Genomic DNA, 17,962 nt, shown 5'->3' on the forward strand with positions numbered 1-17,962 from the left:
AGACAGGTGATGCATGTTGAATAACGTTAATGTTCAGGCAGAAATAGCCCACAAGGATCTAATGCAACTGAAGCAGCAATTCGAGAATCCGGATGCCACGTATCGCCCGCAGCCGTTCTGGTTCCTGAATCATGAGCTCACGAGGCCGGAGCTGGAAAGCCAGATCCAATCGATGTATGAAGCGGGTGTCGGCGGTGTTGTTCTGCATGCGCGCCATGGGATGCAGACCACGTACCTCTCGCCGGCATTTATGGAAGCGTTGGAGTTCTGCACCCTGGAGTGCAAGAGACGTAATATGGTCGTCTGGCTGTACGATGAGGACAATTGGCCAAGCGGAACGTTGGGCGGCAAACTGACGCGTCAGCATCCGGAATATCGCATGCGTTATTTAAGGGTTGAAGAGAAAAGATATACGCATGACGGACAACAACAAGGATTGAAGCTGGATTTTGCGCGTTATGATCACAATGAGCTTATTGCCATCCTGGCTTATCGCGCTGCTTGGCAGGACGGGGAATGGATGCTCTATGATGAACCGGAGGATCTTACGCATGTATGGGGTAGAGAATGGACGCCGACTACGGAGGATCCTTATATCGTGCTGGCCTGCTGGTCCTGCGAGATCGCGGAAGGGATCACGTTTGCCAATGGGTACTACTTGGATACGTTGAATCCGGAAGCCGTTCAGGCCTTCATCCGAATGTCCTATGATCCGTTTCAGTCCTTGCAGGAATACTTCGGCACAACGATACAGGGCGTTTTCACCGACGAACCCGGGCTAATGATCCATGATGGTTTCTTTGGGGTGGAAGCGATCCGGACGGCAGTTCACGATGTAGGCGCTACCCTGCCGGGCATGGTCTTCGCTTGGACGGAAGGGATGGCGGAGCGATATCGGCAAGAGAACGGCTATGATCTCATCCCGCGGTTAGGCGCCTTGTTATATAACATGGCTGATGGCAGCCGGTCAACGAAGCAGCAGTATTATGATACGATAACACGCTGGTATGTTGAGGGCTATCATCAAGCGATTCGTTCATGGTGTGAGCGGCATGGACTGCTCTACATTGGTCATACGCTCGAAGAGCCGGTCTGGGGACAGGCTAGATCGCAAGGCAATCAGACCCGGGTGCTGCAGCAGTTTCACTACGCTGGCGTGGATTATTTAACGCCCGGAATCGGCACGAAGGAGAATCCGCATCGGATCGTGTCGGTGAAGACGGCAGCTTCTGTCGCTCAGCTGAACAGCAAGGAACGGGTGATCTGCGAATCGTTTGGCGCAAGCGGTCACGGCTATTCCATGCGAGAGCGGCGACTGGATGCCAATTTCATGGCATTTCTGGGCGTTAACCTCTTCATCCCGCATGCGTTCTATTACTCGTTTGCCGGGTATCGGAAGACCGATTTCCCGCCGACGGAATTCAAGCATGCGCCTCACTGGCCGCATTATCGTGCTTTTGCCGACTATCTCGGTCGACTGAGTCTGCTTGGCGCGAGCGGTAAACGTACACCGGAGATTCTTCTGCTGTCACCTATCCATACGGTATACGAAAATATGTTCGTATCCGGTCAATCGAATAAATATCCCGCTTCCGATGCTCTATTCTCGCTCCTGTCGGATCGGATGCTTCGCAGATCCATTGATTACGACTATGTAGACGAATCTCAGCTTCGCGAAGCAAGCCTTATGGATGGAGAAGGGGTGCGATTTAACGGGTGTGCGAACATATATTCGGTTTTGATTATGCCGGAGATTGAGGTCATGTCGAAGGACATAGCCGCACAGCTCGTTTCGTATGTTAAGCAAGGCGGTACTCTCATTGCTGTAGGAGCGATACCGCGGCATAGCGAGTGCTTGCATCATGATCCGGAACTGGCGAAGCATATGCATGCGCTGTTTGGTTCGACTCCGCAGCATAATGAATTACGATCCATCGGCAAGGGGTATACTCTGTTTTATTCCCTGGAGAACTTGCCACTTGTTGATCCGATTGATTCGTTGTGTGAACGTGTAAGCGGGTTATTAAGGAAAAGTCCTGTTTTACGATGGAAGTTGATCGAAGGACAACATGAGGATTTGATTAGTGTAGAACGTGTGTTCGGGACTCGGGTATATGTGTGGCTGATGAACTGGTCGGAGAATCTCGTTTCCATGAAGCTTGATGCCATTGAGGCGAAGTACCGAATCGAAGAATGGGGCTTGGAAAGCGGAAAAATACGCCGGTTAGCCAGCGATTCCGTTCTTACCTATGCACCTGGGGAGCTGCGAGTGCTATCGGTTGTACCTGAGGAGAGCACAATTGGTTCAACGGAACAAATGTTCGATATGAAGCGGGATGCAGAGGATGTAACCCTTCTTGATAATCCATGGCGTTTCCAGACACTCGAACCTAATGTTTTATTACTCGACCAATGGCAGGTCACGCTGAATGACCGACAGTCCAGGATGAACGCTACGATGCCTGGGCAAGTGAACACGTATCGTACAACGTTTACCATGACGCAGGAACTGATCGAACGCTTGCAATCACCGAGCGGTAGGGGGCTTCCGGATCAATCCAATAACAACCCATCACCGAAGATCGAGCTCATTCTGGACGATGTGGAGCAGAAAATCCCTTCCCATATCGGCTTCCTGCAGCGCCGGCGCAACCTTGAAATCTTCGTGAATGGCGTAAGACAGAATGCGCTGCAGCCCTCTACTTGGCAGGATCAACACTATGCTAGCGTGGATATCACGCCGCATTTGTTAGCGGGCGAGAACGAACTTGAGATTCTGACGGTTTCATTGCTGGAGCCGATGCCGGCCATTTCATTTCCTGCATTTTTGATCGGACCCTTTGTTATAGAAGATCGGATGAGGCTAAACGCGAGTCCGGAACATATGTTTGGTTGTTGGGCTTCTGCCGGCTATCCTTATTATGCGGGAGCGGGAGAATATTCACAGCAAGTGGATCTGACCCAAGTTAGCTTGGCTCCAGATGAGGAACTATGGCTGGAGGCTGAAGATATAAGGGAGACAGCTTCTTTATATGTGAATGATATGGAGGTAGGGATTCGATTGTGGCCTCCTTATCACTGGGACATCACGCCATATGTTGAGCAGGGGAGCAATTGGATTACCATCCGGGCAGCCAATACGCTGGAGAACTTATATGGAAAGACTGCATTGCCTTCCGGGATGAATGGAAGGGTGAAGCTGGTGCGTCGAACTTTGCCTCAAAGATTGTAATCTTAAATGGTTAGCTTTGAAAATGACTGCAGCCGAGGTTAGGTTGTAGTCATTCCTTTAAGTAGTTTACATAATATTTAATATGTAATCTTAAAGATTTGAAGAAAAGAAAATGGCGTATTCCGAGTTTGATGGGTGATATTTTTTCATAGAGACATATTGAATAGGGAGCTTCATTCTTACACAATCAACGATTTACGATAACATTCTCTTCATCATGGAGGCTTACACTTAAGAAGTTTGACGAACGATATCAATTTGGAGGTGCCATGAAGTGCAGCTAAAGAAGAAAACCATCATGGTTTTGGCGCTCAGCTTGTCCATTTTTTCGCAAGGCATGATCGTTCATGCAAAGGAAGATGGGGCTAGGATTAGGCCGGAAGGAAGCGGCAAATGGATGACAGGGGAGTATCACTCGCATACGTATCAATCCGATGATGCCAGCCAATCCCTGCAGGAACTGCTGGACAACGGATTCCAGAAATATGGCTTGGATTGGATCGCGGTCTCCGACCATCTTAGAGTTTCTAAACGGGACGACGAGGGAAATCCTCTTGCCGGCGGATCTATTCCGTTCTCCATGGGAATGGCTCAATACCAGATTCCCAAGATTCAGCAGCTTCAGGAAGCAGGGAAATACAAGAACAAGATTATCTTCTCAGGCTTTGAGTGGGACATGCCTACATATGAACATGTGGGAATCGGTATTATATCAGGTAAATACGGTTCAGAATCGAGCCTCAAGGCAGCCCGTCAGTTCGAGTATCTGTTCACTGATCGCGATGAAGCGATGTTCAATCCCAAAGATGTCGCCGATTGGAATAAACAAGACAGCCGGGCCTATACGACTCCCGAAGATGCCCGGGCAGCGCTGATTACATGATTGCCAAGGTTGGCGGCGTATGGGATGCGTTGCTTGGCGAAGGACGCGAATTTTGGAACTTTGCGAACTCGGATTCTCATTTTGAGATCAGCGAAAACCGTTTGTACTCCAGTGGATATTGGCCCGGACAATACGCTAAAAATTACACTTGGGTAGATGGGAACGACATGCAAAGCGTACTTAACGGTATGCGTTCGGGTAAATCGTTCTCCGTCTACGGCGATTTAATTAACGCCCTGGATTATCGCGTTCGTCACGGGAACAAGCAGGCCGAAATGGGGAGTAACCTGCAAGTGAAGAAAGGGAACCCGATTGAAATTACGATCCGATTCAAAAGTCCGAGTAAAAATAACAACGGTGATCCTGTAACCGTAGATCATGTCGATTTGATCTCAGGCGACGTAACAGGGAAAGCGCAGCCAGGTACGGCGGCTTACAGCAGGAGCACTAACGATTCGACGAAAGTGGTTAAACGGTTTACGAGCAAGGATTGGAAGACCGATCGGGATGGATACAACGTCATCACTTATCGGACGACCGCAACGAAGGATCAATACTTCCGATTAAGAGGGACTAATCTTGGCGTGAATGTTGCTGGAGAAACCAGCAATGGCGACCCACTCATAGATCCGAAAACGGACATCGAAGACAACGAGCAGCGGTTTGCGGAAATTAATAAACGAAACTACAGCGACCTGTGGTTTTATTCTAATCCGATCTTTGTCAGCGTTGGCGACAAGCCGGTTAAAGGCCCTAACAAACAGGGAAAGCATCAGTAGGATGCAACTCACACTCGATTTATTTAGAAGACTGCCGATGGTTCGGTAGTCTTTTTGTTTTTTTAGGCGGAGTATAATGATGCATTTCGTAATATATCTGATGAGGCGTTGGTTGTATTTTGCTGCATATCCTATCATTTTATTGTGCAAATTTAACGAAGGGTATAGGCTGTTAAGGAGAGGAGAGATGATATGTTTACGATCGGTGAAATATCCAAGCTTTTTCAGATCGATATCCGCACCCTCCGGTATTACGACGATATTGATTTATTTAAACCGGCAACCGTGGATCATCTGACAAATTACCGTTATTATTCGGTTGATCAATTCGAGCAGCTGAATACCATTCTGTATCTCAAGGCGCTTGGCATCCCTTTAAAGGACATTAAGCTTTTTCTGGATGATCGGGAGATTGACCATATACTAACCCTGCTCAAGGAGCAGCAGCGCAGAACCGAAGAGAAAATTGAGGAATATCAAAGAATCCGGGCGAAGATCAAAAGCCGAATTGAACAGATCGAAGATGCCTCGAATAAGGAAGAGCTCTACAAAATTCGGGAAGTCGAGTTTCCCGAGAGAGTGATGGTTTTGCTCAAACAGAACATACATAAAAGCGACAATCTGGATATGCCGATCCGATTATTGGAGAACAGCACCAAAATGAAGTCCACCATTTTCCTTGGCAAAGTAGGATTATCGATCTCGATTAATCGTTTAATGCAAAGTAAATTTGATGAATATGACTCCATTTTTGTCATTGTGGAGCAGGAAAGTGCACGCAGCAGCTCTGAGGTCGAAGAGAAGATATGGCCCCAAGGCACTTATATTACGATTCGGTTTGCCGGGACACATGAAGATGCAGCGCCTTATTATAGAAAGCTCCTGGATTATATCGAGGAAAAAGGATACAGCCTGATCGAGGATGCGTTGGAGATCACGTACATTGATTACGGGCTTACCGGTGATCCCTCTCAATTCGTAACCGAAATTCAAATGCTTGCTAAATAAACGATTGACCCTCCAGCTGCTGGAGGGTTTATTCTTTGTATCAAATCAAATTTAGTAGGAGAGAACGACTGTGATTGGAACCATTGTAAACGTAACAACCATTGTTGTAGGCAGCACGATTGGAAATGTATTTAAGAAGGGGATGAGCGAAACCTATCAGGACATTCTGATGCAGGCCATGGGTTTGGCCGTCATGGCACTCGGTGTGAATTCGATCGTGAAGTATATGCCGGATAGCCAATATCCCGTCTTATTCATCGTAAGTCTTGCCATAGGCGGTCTGATCGGGGAGAAGCTGAACCTGGGGCAGGGATTTAAAAAAGCGGTGTCGCGGTTTGCCAAGGGAAATTTGGCTGAAGGATTAACAACGGCCATCCTGTTGTTCTGTATGGGAACATTGTCCATTATCGGACCGATCGAGAGCGCTTTGAATAATAATCATACCTATCTGTTCACCAATGCCATTCTGGATGGCGTGACGTCCATCGTACTGGCTTCAACCTTCGGCATTGGCATTGTTCTATCAGCCGTGGCCACATTTTGTTGGCAAGGGTTATTGTACGTGATGGCCGGCGCAGCCTCTGGCTTTATTACAACGGAGCTGTTAACCGAAATATCGATTATTGGCGCCATTTTAATTTTTGCTTCAGGCTTAAACATTTTGGGTATACGGAATTTCAAAACCATGAATCTCACGCCATCGCTGTTGATCCCGGTCGTATTCATTACGCTTAAAAACCTGCTCGTTTTTTAATACGAAACCCGGATTCAGTCTTATCTTCATTTCAAGGATAGCCCGCCTACGGATGGCGGGTTTTTTTGCTGTTCTTCCATACCACGCTCGCGGAATGAACCATTGTTTACCTTGGTGCATAAGTTTTGTGACAATTTCAATAATATAGTAGAACCGACAGCAACGAAGAATTGGACTAGGTGGATAGACAGAAGGAGGCTTCATCGTTATGAATATAGCTGAACATAGACTGCTGGTCGCAGCCCTAGGCGGCGTTAATGAAATCGGAAAAAACATGTACTTCATTCAGTACGATCAAGATATCGTGGTCATTGATTGCGGCTCCAAATTCCCTGACGAAAACCTGCCCGGCATTGATTTAATTGTGCCTGACTTCACCTATTTGCTGGACCATGCGGATAAAGTCAAAGCTCTTATTGTCACACACGGACATGAGGACCATATCGGAGGGATACCTTATTTACTGAAGCAGCTCCCGATCCCTGTGTATGGGACGAAGCTCACGATTGAGCTGATTAAAATCAAGCTGAAAGAGCATCGCCTTCTGCGTGATTCCGAGCTCCACACGATTGATGCAAATTCCACCATTGAAGCGGGCGCCATCCATGCCTCTTTTTTTTCGACCAGCCACAGCATTCCGGACTGCGTGGGTATCGTCTTTCAGACGCCAGAAGGCAATGTTGTCCACACGGGGGATTTTAAATTTGACATGTCTCCTGTGAAGGGACCATATCCGGATCTGCATCGGATGGCTGATATCGGCAAGCAGGGGGTAAAGGTGTTGTTATCCGAAAGCACAAACGCCGAGAGACCGGGATTTACGCCTTCGGAACGTCTCGTTGGCGGACATATCCTGGAAGCATTCGCACAGGCAAAACAGCAGGTATTCATCTCTACGTTTGCGTCGAACGTGAACCGTGTTCAGCAGATCATCGATGCCGCCGCTGAAACAGGGCGAAAGCTCATTCTGCTCGGCCGCAGCATGGTGAATGTCGTCACCGTATCCAAGGAGCATGGCTACTTAAATATCCCCGATGACTTACTGATTGATGCAGGCGACAGCGAGCGTTATCCACCGGACAAAATTGCCGTGCTATGCACGGGGAGTCAAGGGGAACCAATGGCAGCTTTATCACGATTAGCCAACTCCAAGCATCCCCATATTGAGATTTTGCCTGGCGATACCGTTATCATAGCTGCAGGGGCCATACCGGGAAATGAGAGGAACCTTGCTCATGTGATCGATAATTTGTATGTGCTGGGAGCCCAGGTCATCTATGGGTCCGGTTCTGCTTCAGGGATGCACGTATCCGGGCATGGCAGCCAAGAAGAGTTGAAATTAATGCTCACCTTGATGAAACCGGATTATTTGATTCCTGTTCATGGTGAATTCCGAATGCTGTATCAGCATCGTCAGCTGGCGGAATCCGTGGGGATCCCTAATGAGAATGTGTTCATCATTCAGAATGGCGACACGATCCAAATCCAGCAGGGAATGGCCTCCTTAGGTCCAAAAATCCCTTCAGGCAACAGCCTGGTGGACGGATTGATGATCGGGAACGTGGGCAACATCGTTTTGCGAGACCGTAGACAGCTGTCTTCCGATGGGATGCTTATTATTGTAACCACGCTCAGTAAAACGGAAAAGCAGATGGTGGCGAAGCCTGAGCTCATATCCAGAGGTTTCATCTTCGTGAAAGATTCGGAGGAATTCATGGGTCAAATCCACGATATCGTCATGTCTTCCATGAAGGATTTAACGGAAACCGGGTCCACCCAATGGAATCTGATCAAGCAGACCTTGAAAGATCATGTCGGGAAATTCATATACAGCGAGACAAAGAGAAGGCCGATGATTCTGCCCATCATTATCGAGGTATAAGCCTTTTGAATTATAAAAAAGCACAGCCTATTTCAGGCTGTGCTTTTTTCAGTGAGATTCGAAACATGGTCGTTGTAGGCATACACCCGGATGCGGGCCGCTGCATACACTGCCGATAAGGAATCGCTGAAGGTGTTGTTCTTCCATTCACGTCTGTGAAAAAAAGAATAACACATAATCCGGATTCGTCCACATAACCATTTACAGAATGGACATGAACGTCTTGTCCGATTACCGGAATGGATCCGGTTATTAACGAAAGGAGGAGGATCGGTTTGTCATCCACCCCAGAAGGGAAATGGACAGCGGAGCATGGAAAATGGGCTAAACGAAAGTTCAGATTTACGCGCAATGACTGGATGGGCTATCTATTCAGCGCCCCTCTCATTATCGGAGTCATCGTGTTTGCCATTTATCCTATGTTCGCCGCACTGTTTATGAGTTTTCATCAGACATCCGGGCTCAATTTATCCGGCACCTGGGTGGGGCTGAGCAACTACCAATACGCATTAGAGGATTCCTTATTTTGGCAAGCGCTTTCAAATACGTTTGTCATGGGGATATGGTCTGTACTGCTTGGAATCGCACTATCATTTGTTTTAGCGAGCTTAATTAATAATCTGAAATGGCATCTGGGACGTAATTTTTTCAAAGCGGTATACTTTCTGCCCAATGTCGTGTCAGGCGTTGCTACAAGCTTGTTGTTCTCCTTCTTGTTTTTTCCGTCCAAGGAAGGGCTGATCAACTTTGTGATTGGTTTGTTCGGCCTTGATCCAGTCGGCTGGTTCACGAACCCGGAAGTGGCCCGTTACAGTATCGTGCTCATGAGTTTATGGGGCGCGCTTGGGTACAACACCATTATTTTTCTGGCTGGTTTGCAGAGCGTTCCGCGTGATCTTTATGAAGCTGCAGAAGTGGATGGGGCCGGTACCTACCGGAAATGGTGGTACATTACGATTCCATACTTGCGTCCAATTTTCGTGTTCATGCTCATCATGGGAACCATCGGCGGAATGAAACGGTTTACGGATGTATGGCTAATCGGCGGAACCGCTGGTAATCCAGGGGGAAGCTTGATGACCGTGGTGCTGTATATTTACCGAAATGCGTTTCTCTCTTCGCAGATGGGGCTGGCTACGGCCGTATCCTATCTGTTATTCGTCATCATACTCATCCTAACCGTGTTCCTCATGCTGCTCAACCGCCGCAAAGACAGTTTGGACTAATGCCATTATCCATGATTCGGGTCCGTAGGGGAACCTTATTCCAGAAGACAGGAGGGTAACTATGAGCAGTTCAGCCTTGCCCAAGGAGCCTGTGCGCCGTAAACGAATTACGCTTCAACAGCTGATCCTAACGCTGGTTCTGTTGGTAGGTTCATTCATCATGATTGTGCCATTCTTATGGATGCTGGTAACGAGCTTCGATTGGGCTGCACGATTAAATATTTCATTCCCACCGAAAATATGGCCGGAGGAGCCTTCGATTCGAACATATGAAGCCGCCTTCACCAACATCAATATGTTCCGATATATCGGCAACTCCACGCTTGTAAGTGCCGGGGTTATCATCATCAGCTCGTTGTCCGCACTATTATCCGGTTATGCCTTATCCAAGCTTCGCTTCAAAGGAGCAAACTTCGTCCTGCTGCTGGCGCTAAGCACGATGATGATTCCGTTCGAAATGACGATGATTCCGCAGTATTTGCTGTTCAGCAAACTCGGACTGGTCGACAACTACCTGGCTTTTTATTTGCCGGCCATGAACTATGCGTTCGGTACCTTTTTAGCCAAAGCCTTCTTCGATCAATTACCCAGCAGTCTAAGGGAGGCGGCCGTTCTGGATGGCGCCAAGGAAATCACCGTATTCAGCAGGGTTTATCTGCCGCTGTGCACGCCCATTATCGCCACCATGGTCATTCTGCTGTTCTTAGGCGTATGGAACGATATGCTGTGGCCGCTGCTGATCCTGAAATCGGCTGCCAAGTACACCATCCAGATTGGATTGGCCATGTTTACGTATAACAACGGTATTAATCAACAGCCATCCATTATTATGGCGGCCACGACTACGAGCCTCATTCCGGTTATCGTCGTTTATATGTTCCTGCAGCGTTATATTATCGAGAGCATTGCGCTATCTGGTATCAAGCAATAATTCAGAATAAAGCTAAATTTATGCGGGGGTGTTGATGTGATGAAAAAAGCTGTACTGCTAATCCTGTCATTCGTGCTGGTGTTTACATTGGCCGCTTGTTCAGGCAGTTCGGGAAAAGATGTAACAGGCGGCGTTACAATTGAAAAAGTATCGGATATGAAAGGAACGGTTCGCGTTGCGCTGGCAGGTTGGCAGCTGGATAACGGAATTGATGCGCTAACAGGTAACCCGACCATCGGACTCAACGAATATTTGGATAAAACGTTCAAAAAAATGTATCCGAACATCAAGCTGGAGGTTTATCAAATTCCCTGGGAGAACGTAAAAGCCAAACAAACGGCCATGCTGCTCTCCGGCGATGCGGATGTCTTGTATACTGGCGGAGCCTTTGCATCGCAATGGTACCAGGAAGGGCTTCTGCGTGATCTGGACGACTTGATCGAAAAGGATACTTCGTTTGACCCGAGCATTTATCTGGAAGGCATTATGAACAACTCCTACAGCACCAAGTCGCCCGATGGAAGCAAGCAGTTTGGGATTCCTGCCGTTCTTGGCCGCCGGATGACCATTTATGATAAGAAGCTGTTTGAAGACTGGGGTGTTGAAACACTCTCGGCACAGCCAGGACCGGATGAAATTCTGGAGAAAGCCAAGCAAATGACCGGCAAAAACCCGAAAACCGGTGAAGACAATTTCGGTCTGTATTGGAGCGGCAATTCATTAAATGGTTCCACCTTTGTTGCATTAACCCTTGCTTATGGCGCCAAAGGAGCGGAAGGATCGCTGAAAGATATCAAGAACATTAAATGGCACTTGAATTCACCGGAGATGGTCAAAGTGCTGGAATGGCTGAAAGAAGCCGCACAACTGCCGCCGGCAGGATTCGTGAATGCTCAGGGAGCCGAGAATTTCGGACTGGAGAAGAACAATATAGCCATCGCCCTTGATTCCACCGGCGGCTCTACGATGAGTGAATACCGGTCGAAGCAGAATAAAGAGCTGCTGGACCGATTTGAGCCTGTGCTGAACATGGGGCCTAAAGGCGAAGGCTGGGTTGCGGTTGACCCGTTCATCATGGCGAAGAATGCGAAAGATGTGGATGCGTCATGGGAAGTGTTAAAGTTTTTGACCAGCTACATGACGCAAAAATATATGTATGAAAACTTCTCCAGTACTCCGACACTTAAAAACGCTGATTTCGTAACGCCGGAAGACAAATTTGTGAAGAAAGCACTCGAAATCGCAGATGTTGGCCACTCGGAGCTCATGGATGAAGCCAATCCGTTCTATATGAGCGATATCGCTCCAGCCATTAACGGATTTATAAGCCAGGCTGCATCCGGAAACGCACCGGATATTCAGAAGTTTCTGGATGATCTGCAGGCTCGTGCTGAGAAATGGTCGGCAAATCTGAAGTAAATCAGGAGGGGACTGCACTGGGTGCGAATTGGCGTGGTTGTAACGTAAAGTCTACGGAATCGCGAGTTTTCCGCCGCATAAGAAGACTTTAGAAAACCTTAGGTAATCCTATCCCTGCAGAGACGGGCCTAATCATGATGATTATATGAGTCAAACAACACAATATATTCCAATATTATGTAAAACGTGCATGATCTCGATGCTGCCCGGAAAAAAACCGACCTATAAGGCCGGTTTTTTTTGTGATATTTGGTATGTAGATTATTCCGGAATAAGGCGATCATGGAGTTCAAAGCGAATAAAATAGATATTGAAATCACACATGAAATAACAATAAATGGTAAATAATAACAATATAGAAGGGGGGCAACGTGAAAAAACAATGTTCAGGAAGTGCAAGTGATGATTATGAGTTCACGGGTTAAAATGCTTATGGATTCAAGTTTGTAAGAAACCAACAATAAATAAACATCAAATCTAGATGATCAATAAATAAATCCATAAACGGTGTAAATGATAAACTTAAATGTGAATGAAGCTGGATGATCAGACGAATTAAGATTTAGTGAAAATTGTTTAAAACGACTGATGATGCGATGATCGATATTTATGATGATTGATTAAACCTAGGATTCAACAGCAATTCAAATGAGACTTAAACTAATAAACTGAACGACAACAGAAATTTGAAGTTATAAAATAAAACAAACCGAATAGTGGATTAAAACGAAAGAGAACGATGACTTAGGATGAGTAAATCTAATAATTGTAGAATAAGCAATAAATCAGAAAAATCAGTTAGAAAACCATCTAAGGCGTTTTTACTTAACATCTGTTTCACAAAACTCGTATTTTGTACATATGTTTGTCTTTTACGTTAGGTTCACGATGCCCAGACAAATCACCACCATCGACTTCGATAAGCTTGTATCCTAAAAACAATTCGTTATTTGGTTGTGTTGATGTTTCCTCTTTGTCCATTACGGCAATCGGTACAAGTTCTTGTCCTCGACTCGGGACAAGAACTTGTACCGATAAAAAAAAGCCGCTAAGTTAGCCACTTTCAATGGGACTATTTTGTCCCTCGACATCAATGGGACCACGTGCTTATGCTCCAGTAATATCCTTTGAACTTTTATCAATATACCATTTTTATTCACAAATCGACTTGGAATCTGCAGCAAGGGGTTGCGAGTGAAAATCCTCATCTTAAAAACTTATCGTCTCACATTCGTCAGTGTACTTCCCCATTCACCGACTGGTTCAAGCCAGCTTACAATTCTATCATCAATAAGGTTGGTAAGCGCACCTTCATACTCAGCACGATAAGGTTTAGTAAGTTCGTGTTGAATCCAACTTTCTCTTGTTCCCTGCCAAATCTCATAGATGACAAGATCATCAGAATGATCAAGATCATCGGAGACGATCGCATTTACAAAGGCAGGTTCGCTTTTGAAGTTGCTGATCATCGCAAACAGACTGTCACGGAAAATTTCTTTCTTACCAGGCTTAATTTTGAAACGGATATTGAGAATTACTTGATTGGTGTTTGTTGACGTCATAATACACTCCTTAATTATTCTTTGATTTCCTTCCTGCTCACAATCTCATTATGTACCATGTATCACTATTAAAATAGTACGTACTTTTAGGTTATATAGTAACTAAAAAGTAATAATTGTGATAAAGTAAGGAATAATTGATTTTTGAAATAACACTATTCTACATTTAATCTCCGATATTTATCCTTGCTCATTGTCTTCTCTGCATAATTCAGACCCCAATCACAAAGAGCTCGCAAAGTAGGTTCAAGTGACTTACCCATTTCTGATATTGAATATTCCACTTTTGGTGGTACCTGATTGTACATTTTTCTTATAATCAAATTATCACTCTCCAACTCCCGCAACGACTGGACTAACATTTTCTGAGAAATTGATGGTATAAGCCTTTTCAATTCACCGGTCCGTTTAGGACCTTTTATTAAGTAATACAGAATAAGAGGTCTCCACTTGCCGCCAATAACATCTAAGGTAATTTCCAGATCACAATAAAAAGTTTTCAATTGAGAAACACCATCCCTCGTTTATTTCCCATTATTATAGTACATAGTTTGATTTAATCCACCTCCCTCAATCGTGTCTTTTCAATTACTGTGTTCGTTCGCTTGGAAATCTTCCTGACCGGCCATTGATTGAATATAGGTGTCAAACGCAGAATTCAAAAGCACATCTGCTTAGTAAATATCAGTGTAGTTATCCATCCTTGTACCGATAAAACAAAAAAGCCGCTAAATGAGCGACTTTCAATGGGATATTGTTCTTGCCCCTCGACAGTTATATCGACCGGCTGTCTTCATAGTACATAGTCCTATTAGTTTAGTCTATCGGTACCAATTCCACGTTGTCAATTTGCAAATTAGTATTACCTGGCGCTGTTTGGGAAAAAGCAATCTTCAAGCTCCCACTCTTCACTTCTAATGTATGAGAAATCGTTGTGTAGGCGTTTCCATGAGGAATTAATACATAATAAGGATCTCCTCCATATCCGGTTAACTTCATGCGACTACTCGAAGGGGTACCGGTATTCTGCTTTACCTTGGCGCTAACAGTGTAGGTGCCCGGATTTAGACCAGATACCGTTTGAGATACGCTTGCAGTATATGACTCAGTGCCATATATCCAATACTTGTTTCCTTCATAGGCATCATTAGAATCTACGCCATGAGCAGCTGTTCCTGTAAAGGTCCACCCCTGTTCTCCATTTTCAAAGTCGCCGTTAACCAGATACTCCTTAACTGGCGGGTCAGTTTCGCCTCCCGAATCTTCAGTGCTCATATAAATCAGATTCCAATACTCCAAGGAAGGGACCGTAATTTTAACATAGTTTCCATTCCCGTCGGTCCCTTTGGTAAAGGCCAACGGTTTCGATCGTCCATCATGGGCATCCGGCGAGGCCAGCCATACGTCGGTTACTTCATTTGAGTAGTAATACTTCATTTCGAAGTTAGAGATTTGACGCGGTGTTTCCTTTTGTCCGTCATTGGCTCTCCAATCATTTCGACTTACTCCGAGCAAATTGATCATTTGAACGATTTCATATTGGCTATCTTTTTTGCTGTAAGCCCATATTTTATTAGCATCTCCATATGGACTGCTGGCATATGCCGGAAATTCGATACGGTTCATCGTCTCAGTCTGACCATCGCGTAGCAGGTTTTCGTACGCTACAATGAAGTCATAGAGCTTGCTTATGCGATGCTGCAATTCCTCAGTCATGTACAGGTTCTGGGCTGGGAAATATTCGTTGCTAAGCATATTGCCGTTATCACCAAGCTCCATCCTTGAACCGCCCGCAGCATAAACCGTGGCACCTGTCAGCATGACGGCTGCTGTATTAAACGGGCTGCCTGGATTTTGCTCACCGTAGTCGTAACTCATATAAGCGGGGACGACAAGTGATTTCCCTCCGCTCTCTCTACGAGACTGTTCAATCTCTTTTTTCAGTGAGTAATAGGTGTCATACAGCAAGCCGTCACTATCTCGGTCCCATGGCCAAATCTCAGCGTAAAGTGCATCCACCTTGGACATGTTAACGTTTTCAATACCTTGGGCGCCAACCGGGTTAAAAACAAGTTTTTTGTCGCCTATCGCTTGTTTGGCTTTGTTCAGAAATTCCGTGTATGTGTCTTTGACATACAAAGTTTGGTTATCTGAGGTTTTCATTTTTCCCCACTCACCTACGGTATCGCCATGCCAGCCATCAAAATCAAAGGATTGAAACACCTTATTCATTTCACCAAATATATAGTTCTGCCACCCCGGGTTTCTCGGGTTAAAAAAATAGAGATGTGTGATGCCTGTCGGCGTGGAATCCGCCATTTTGAAACTGAAATGCCCCTTCCCGCTCGGGTTGTCATCCGCATAATAAAGGGCCCAGTCCTGCTCTACTCCATCCTGCTCATAACCGGAAGTCGCTGCATAGACCATATTGTAAGCCATATTGGACATTCCCATTGCTCTTGCCTGCGTGATATAACTTCGAACTGTATCACCGTAAATCATCCGACCTGACCAATCGTCCCACTGAGCTAAGTTCGGTGCAACAGGCTTGTGATGTCGGTACTTCCAATCGTAGTATTGCAAAACATTAATATGGTAGTTCTTAAGCTTGTCAATTCTCTCCATAGTATTGGTATTCTGTCTGAAGTCCCAGACATACCCGTAACGCGGGAACTTCGTCCACGTAGAAGATACGTCAACACCGACCGTGTCCGAGTCCACAATCACTCCTGCAGAATCTTTCACGTCCACTTCAATCAGATATCCTGTAAAATCGGACTCCGGAGCATTCCAATCGGCAATCATCATCAGATCTGAATTGTTGTTCAGATTTAATGCCTTCGTTATTGTATTACCAACCTGCTCCTGTAAATGCTTCGCTTTAATCTCTACTGAACCGTCAACCATATGCCGTCCTAATCTGTTTTTTAGATCAATGCGGAGTTCCACCTTCGCCCCCGGATCATACATGGCCTTATCTGTTGTTACATCATAAATCAGGTCCCCAGCGCTTGCTGCTTCACTCTCATCCGGATGAAAACCACTTTGGCTAAACAGCAAAACTCCTATTAACAGTAACATGACAAGGCTTTTAAATCGTTTTCTCCTCAAATAAACCATCCTTCCTTAATGAAAGTTATGAATTCTCATCCCATTGCAAGCAAGAACGAAATTACTTCTTTGGTTATTAGGCCTATGTCCTGTTTTCCAATGAGTTGAGCCTTACGCTAGGCCTCACCTCCTTTATAGGCAACCCTGTACAGTATGTGCAAGTCAGAAAATCAAGAAATGCAAGCGCATTCATAAATTCAAAATGAGAAGAAGGAGGCTGATAAACCTACCCTCTTCGAATTTTGTATCTCACTCATGCGATAAATCATAGAAACCATCGTCATATGCCTATTCTTTAACTGAACCGATGACCAATCCAGTAACGAAATACCTCTGCAAGAATGGATAGACTAACAACACTGGGATAATCGAAACCACAATTTTAGCTGCATTCAGCGTTTTGCTCGAAACGGACGCTAGCGATTTTAATTGCGAAGGATCCGTAATCTTCGTAACATCGACAGTCAATTGCTGAATATAGGTTTGAAGCGGATAGTTAGATGAGCTATTCATGTACAACAAACCGCTAAAGTAATCATTCCAATGACCAACCATCGAGAATAAACCGATCGTTGCCAATGCCGGCAATGAAATGGGAATGAATATTCCAAACAAGATTCTGAACTTGGATGCACCATCCATTACAGCAGCTTCTTCAAGCGCGTCCGGAATGCTTTTGAAAAAATTCATCAATAAGATTACGTTAAAGATGGGTACCGCCCCCGGCAAGATAAGCGACCATACTGAATCAATGAGTCCTAGACTCTTAACAACCATGAAGATTGGAATCATTCCACCAGAAAAAAGCATGGCAAATATCATCATATTCATATACATATTTCGGGCATGAAAACTATGCTTGTTCTTGGACAATGGATAGGCCATGAGAACGGATAACAATAAATTCAACCCAGTTCCAATGACAACTCTCTCCAAGGAAATGACAAACGAGCGCCAAAACTGTGTATCATCGAGCAAAAGCTTATAGGCATTTAGATTAAAGTTAACCGGCAATAGGCCAACCAGATTGGCTTGGGCAGCTGATTTATCACTAAAGGAGATCGATACCATATTAAGCAGAGGTAAAAAACATAGTGCAGTCAAAATTAATAAAACGGTCCATATACACGCATCCGCAAAGCGGCTTCCGAATGTTTTTGATTTCATTGGGCTCT

Annotated in this window: 13 protein-coding genes; 9 read left to right on the forward strand and 4 right to left on the reverse strand. The window is 45.4% G+C overall.

Annotated elements, in window-relative coordinates; translation table 11 throughout:
• Positions 1-13: 13 nt before the first annotated feature.
• The 9 genes from MKY82_RS15620 to MKY82_RS15660 all read left to right on the forward strand — a co-directional run bounded on the left by MKY82_RS15620 (position 14) and on the right by MKY82_RS15660 (position 12,114).
• Entirely contained in the window at positions 14-3,232 is a 3,219-nt protein-coding gene (locus tag MKY82_RS15620) for a glycosyl hydrolase (RefSeq protein WP_339296532.1), read from the forward strand.
• Positions 3,233-3,506: 274 nt separating this feature from the next.
• Positions 3,507-4,115: a hypothetical protein gene (locus MKY82_RS15625; RefSeq protein ID WP_339296533.1), complete on the forward strand. Its 609-nt coding sequence runs from the start codon at positions 3,507-3,509 to the stop codon at positions 4,113-4,115.
• Positions 4,112-4,894: a hypothetical protein gene (locus tag MKY82_RS15630; RefSeq protein WP_339296534.1), complete on the forward strand. Its 783-nt coding sequence runs from the start codon at positions 4,112-4,114 to the stop codon at positions 4,892-4,894. Before MKY82_RS15625 ends, MKY82_RS15630 begins: the two co-directional genes overlap by 4 nt.
• Before the next feature lie 192 nt (positions 4,895-5,086).
• Positions 5,087-5,902: a MerR family transcriptional regulator gene (locus tag MKY82_RS15635; protein WP_220685324.1), complete on the forward strand. Its 816-nt coding sequence runs from the start codon at positions 5,087-5,089 to the stop codon at positions 5,900-5,902.
• Positions 5,903-5,972: 70 nt separating this feature from the next.
• Entirely contained in the window at positions 5,973-6,656 is a 684-nt protein-coding gene (locus MKY82_RS15640; RefSeq protein ID WP_339296535.1) for a DUF554 domain-containing protein, read from the forward strand.
• A gap of 208 nt (positions 6,657-6,864) precedes the next feature.
• Positions 6,865-8,538 (forward strand): ribonuclease J, encoded by a 1,674-nt coding sequence (locus MKY82_RS15645; RefSeq protein WP_339224018.1) that lies wholly within the window; start codon positions 6,865-6,867, stop codon positions 8,536-8,538.
• Between the two features lie 275 nt (positions 8,539-8,813).
• Entirely contained in the window at positions 8,814-9,764 is a 951-nt protein-coding gene (locus tag MKY82_RS15650) for a sugar ABC transporter permease (protein ID WP_216531627.1), read from the forward strand.
• A 61-nt stretch (positions 9,765-9,825) separates the two neighbouring features.
• Positions 9,826-10,695, forward strand: a complete 870-nt coding sequence (locus MKY82_RS15655; protein WP_071220686.1) for a carbohydrate ABC transporter permease — start codon at positions 9,826-9,828, stop codon at positions 10,693-10,695.
• Positions 10,696-10,734: 39 nt separating this feature from the next.
• Positions 10,735-12,114 carry an extracellular solute-binding protein gene (locus MKY82_RS15660; protein ID WP_339224021.1) on the forward strand — a complete coding sequence of 460 codons (1,380 nt, stop codon included), beginning with the start codon at positions 10,735-10,737 and terminating at the stop codon, positions 12,112-12,114.
• Between the two features lie 1,217 nt (positions 12,115-13,331).
• Here MKY82_RS15660 and MKY82_RS15665 read toward each other — a convergent pair.
• The 4 genes from MKY82_RS15665 to MKY82_RS15680 all read right to left on the reverse strand — a co-directional run bounded on the left by MKY82_RS15665 (position 13,332) and on the right by MKY82_RS15680 (position 17,954).
• Entirely contained in the window at positions 13,332-13,676 is a 345-nt protein-coding gene (locus tag MKY82_RS15665; protein WP_220685316.1) for an antibiotic biosynthesis monooxygenase, read from the reverse strand.
• Positions 13,677-13,831: 155 nt separating this feature from the next.
• Positions 13,832-14,179, reverse strand: a complete 348-nt coding sequence (locus MKY82_RS15670) for a helix-turn-helix domain-containing protein (protein ID WP_220685315.1) — start codon at positions 14,177-14,179, stop codon at positions 13,832-13,834.
• A 313-nt stretch (positions 14,180-14,492) separates the two neighbouring features.
• On the reverse strand, positions 14,493-16,787 hold the full coding sequence (locus MKY82_RS15675; protein ID WP_339296536.1) for a glycoside hydrolase family 66 protein: 2,295 nt from the start codon (positions 16,785-16,787) through the stop codon (positions 14,493-14,495).
• 288 nt (positions 16,788-17,075) lie between these two features.
• The gene (locus MKY82_RS15680; protein WP_339296537.1) at positions 17,076-17,954 is read right to left on the reverse strand and encodes a carbohydrate ABC transporter permease; all 879 of its coding nucleotides are present in this window, start codon (positions 17,952-17,954) and stop codon (positions 17,076-17,078) included.
• Positions 17,955-17,962: the final 8 nt, after the last annotated feature.

Source organism: Paenibacillus sp. FSL W7-1279, from assembly GCF_037969845.1.
In the GTDB taxonomy this organism is placed as follows: Bacteria; Bacillota; Bacilli; order Paenibacillales; family Paenibacillaceae; genus Paenibacillus_AQ.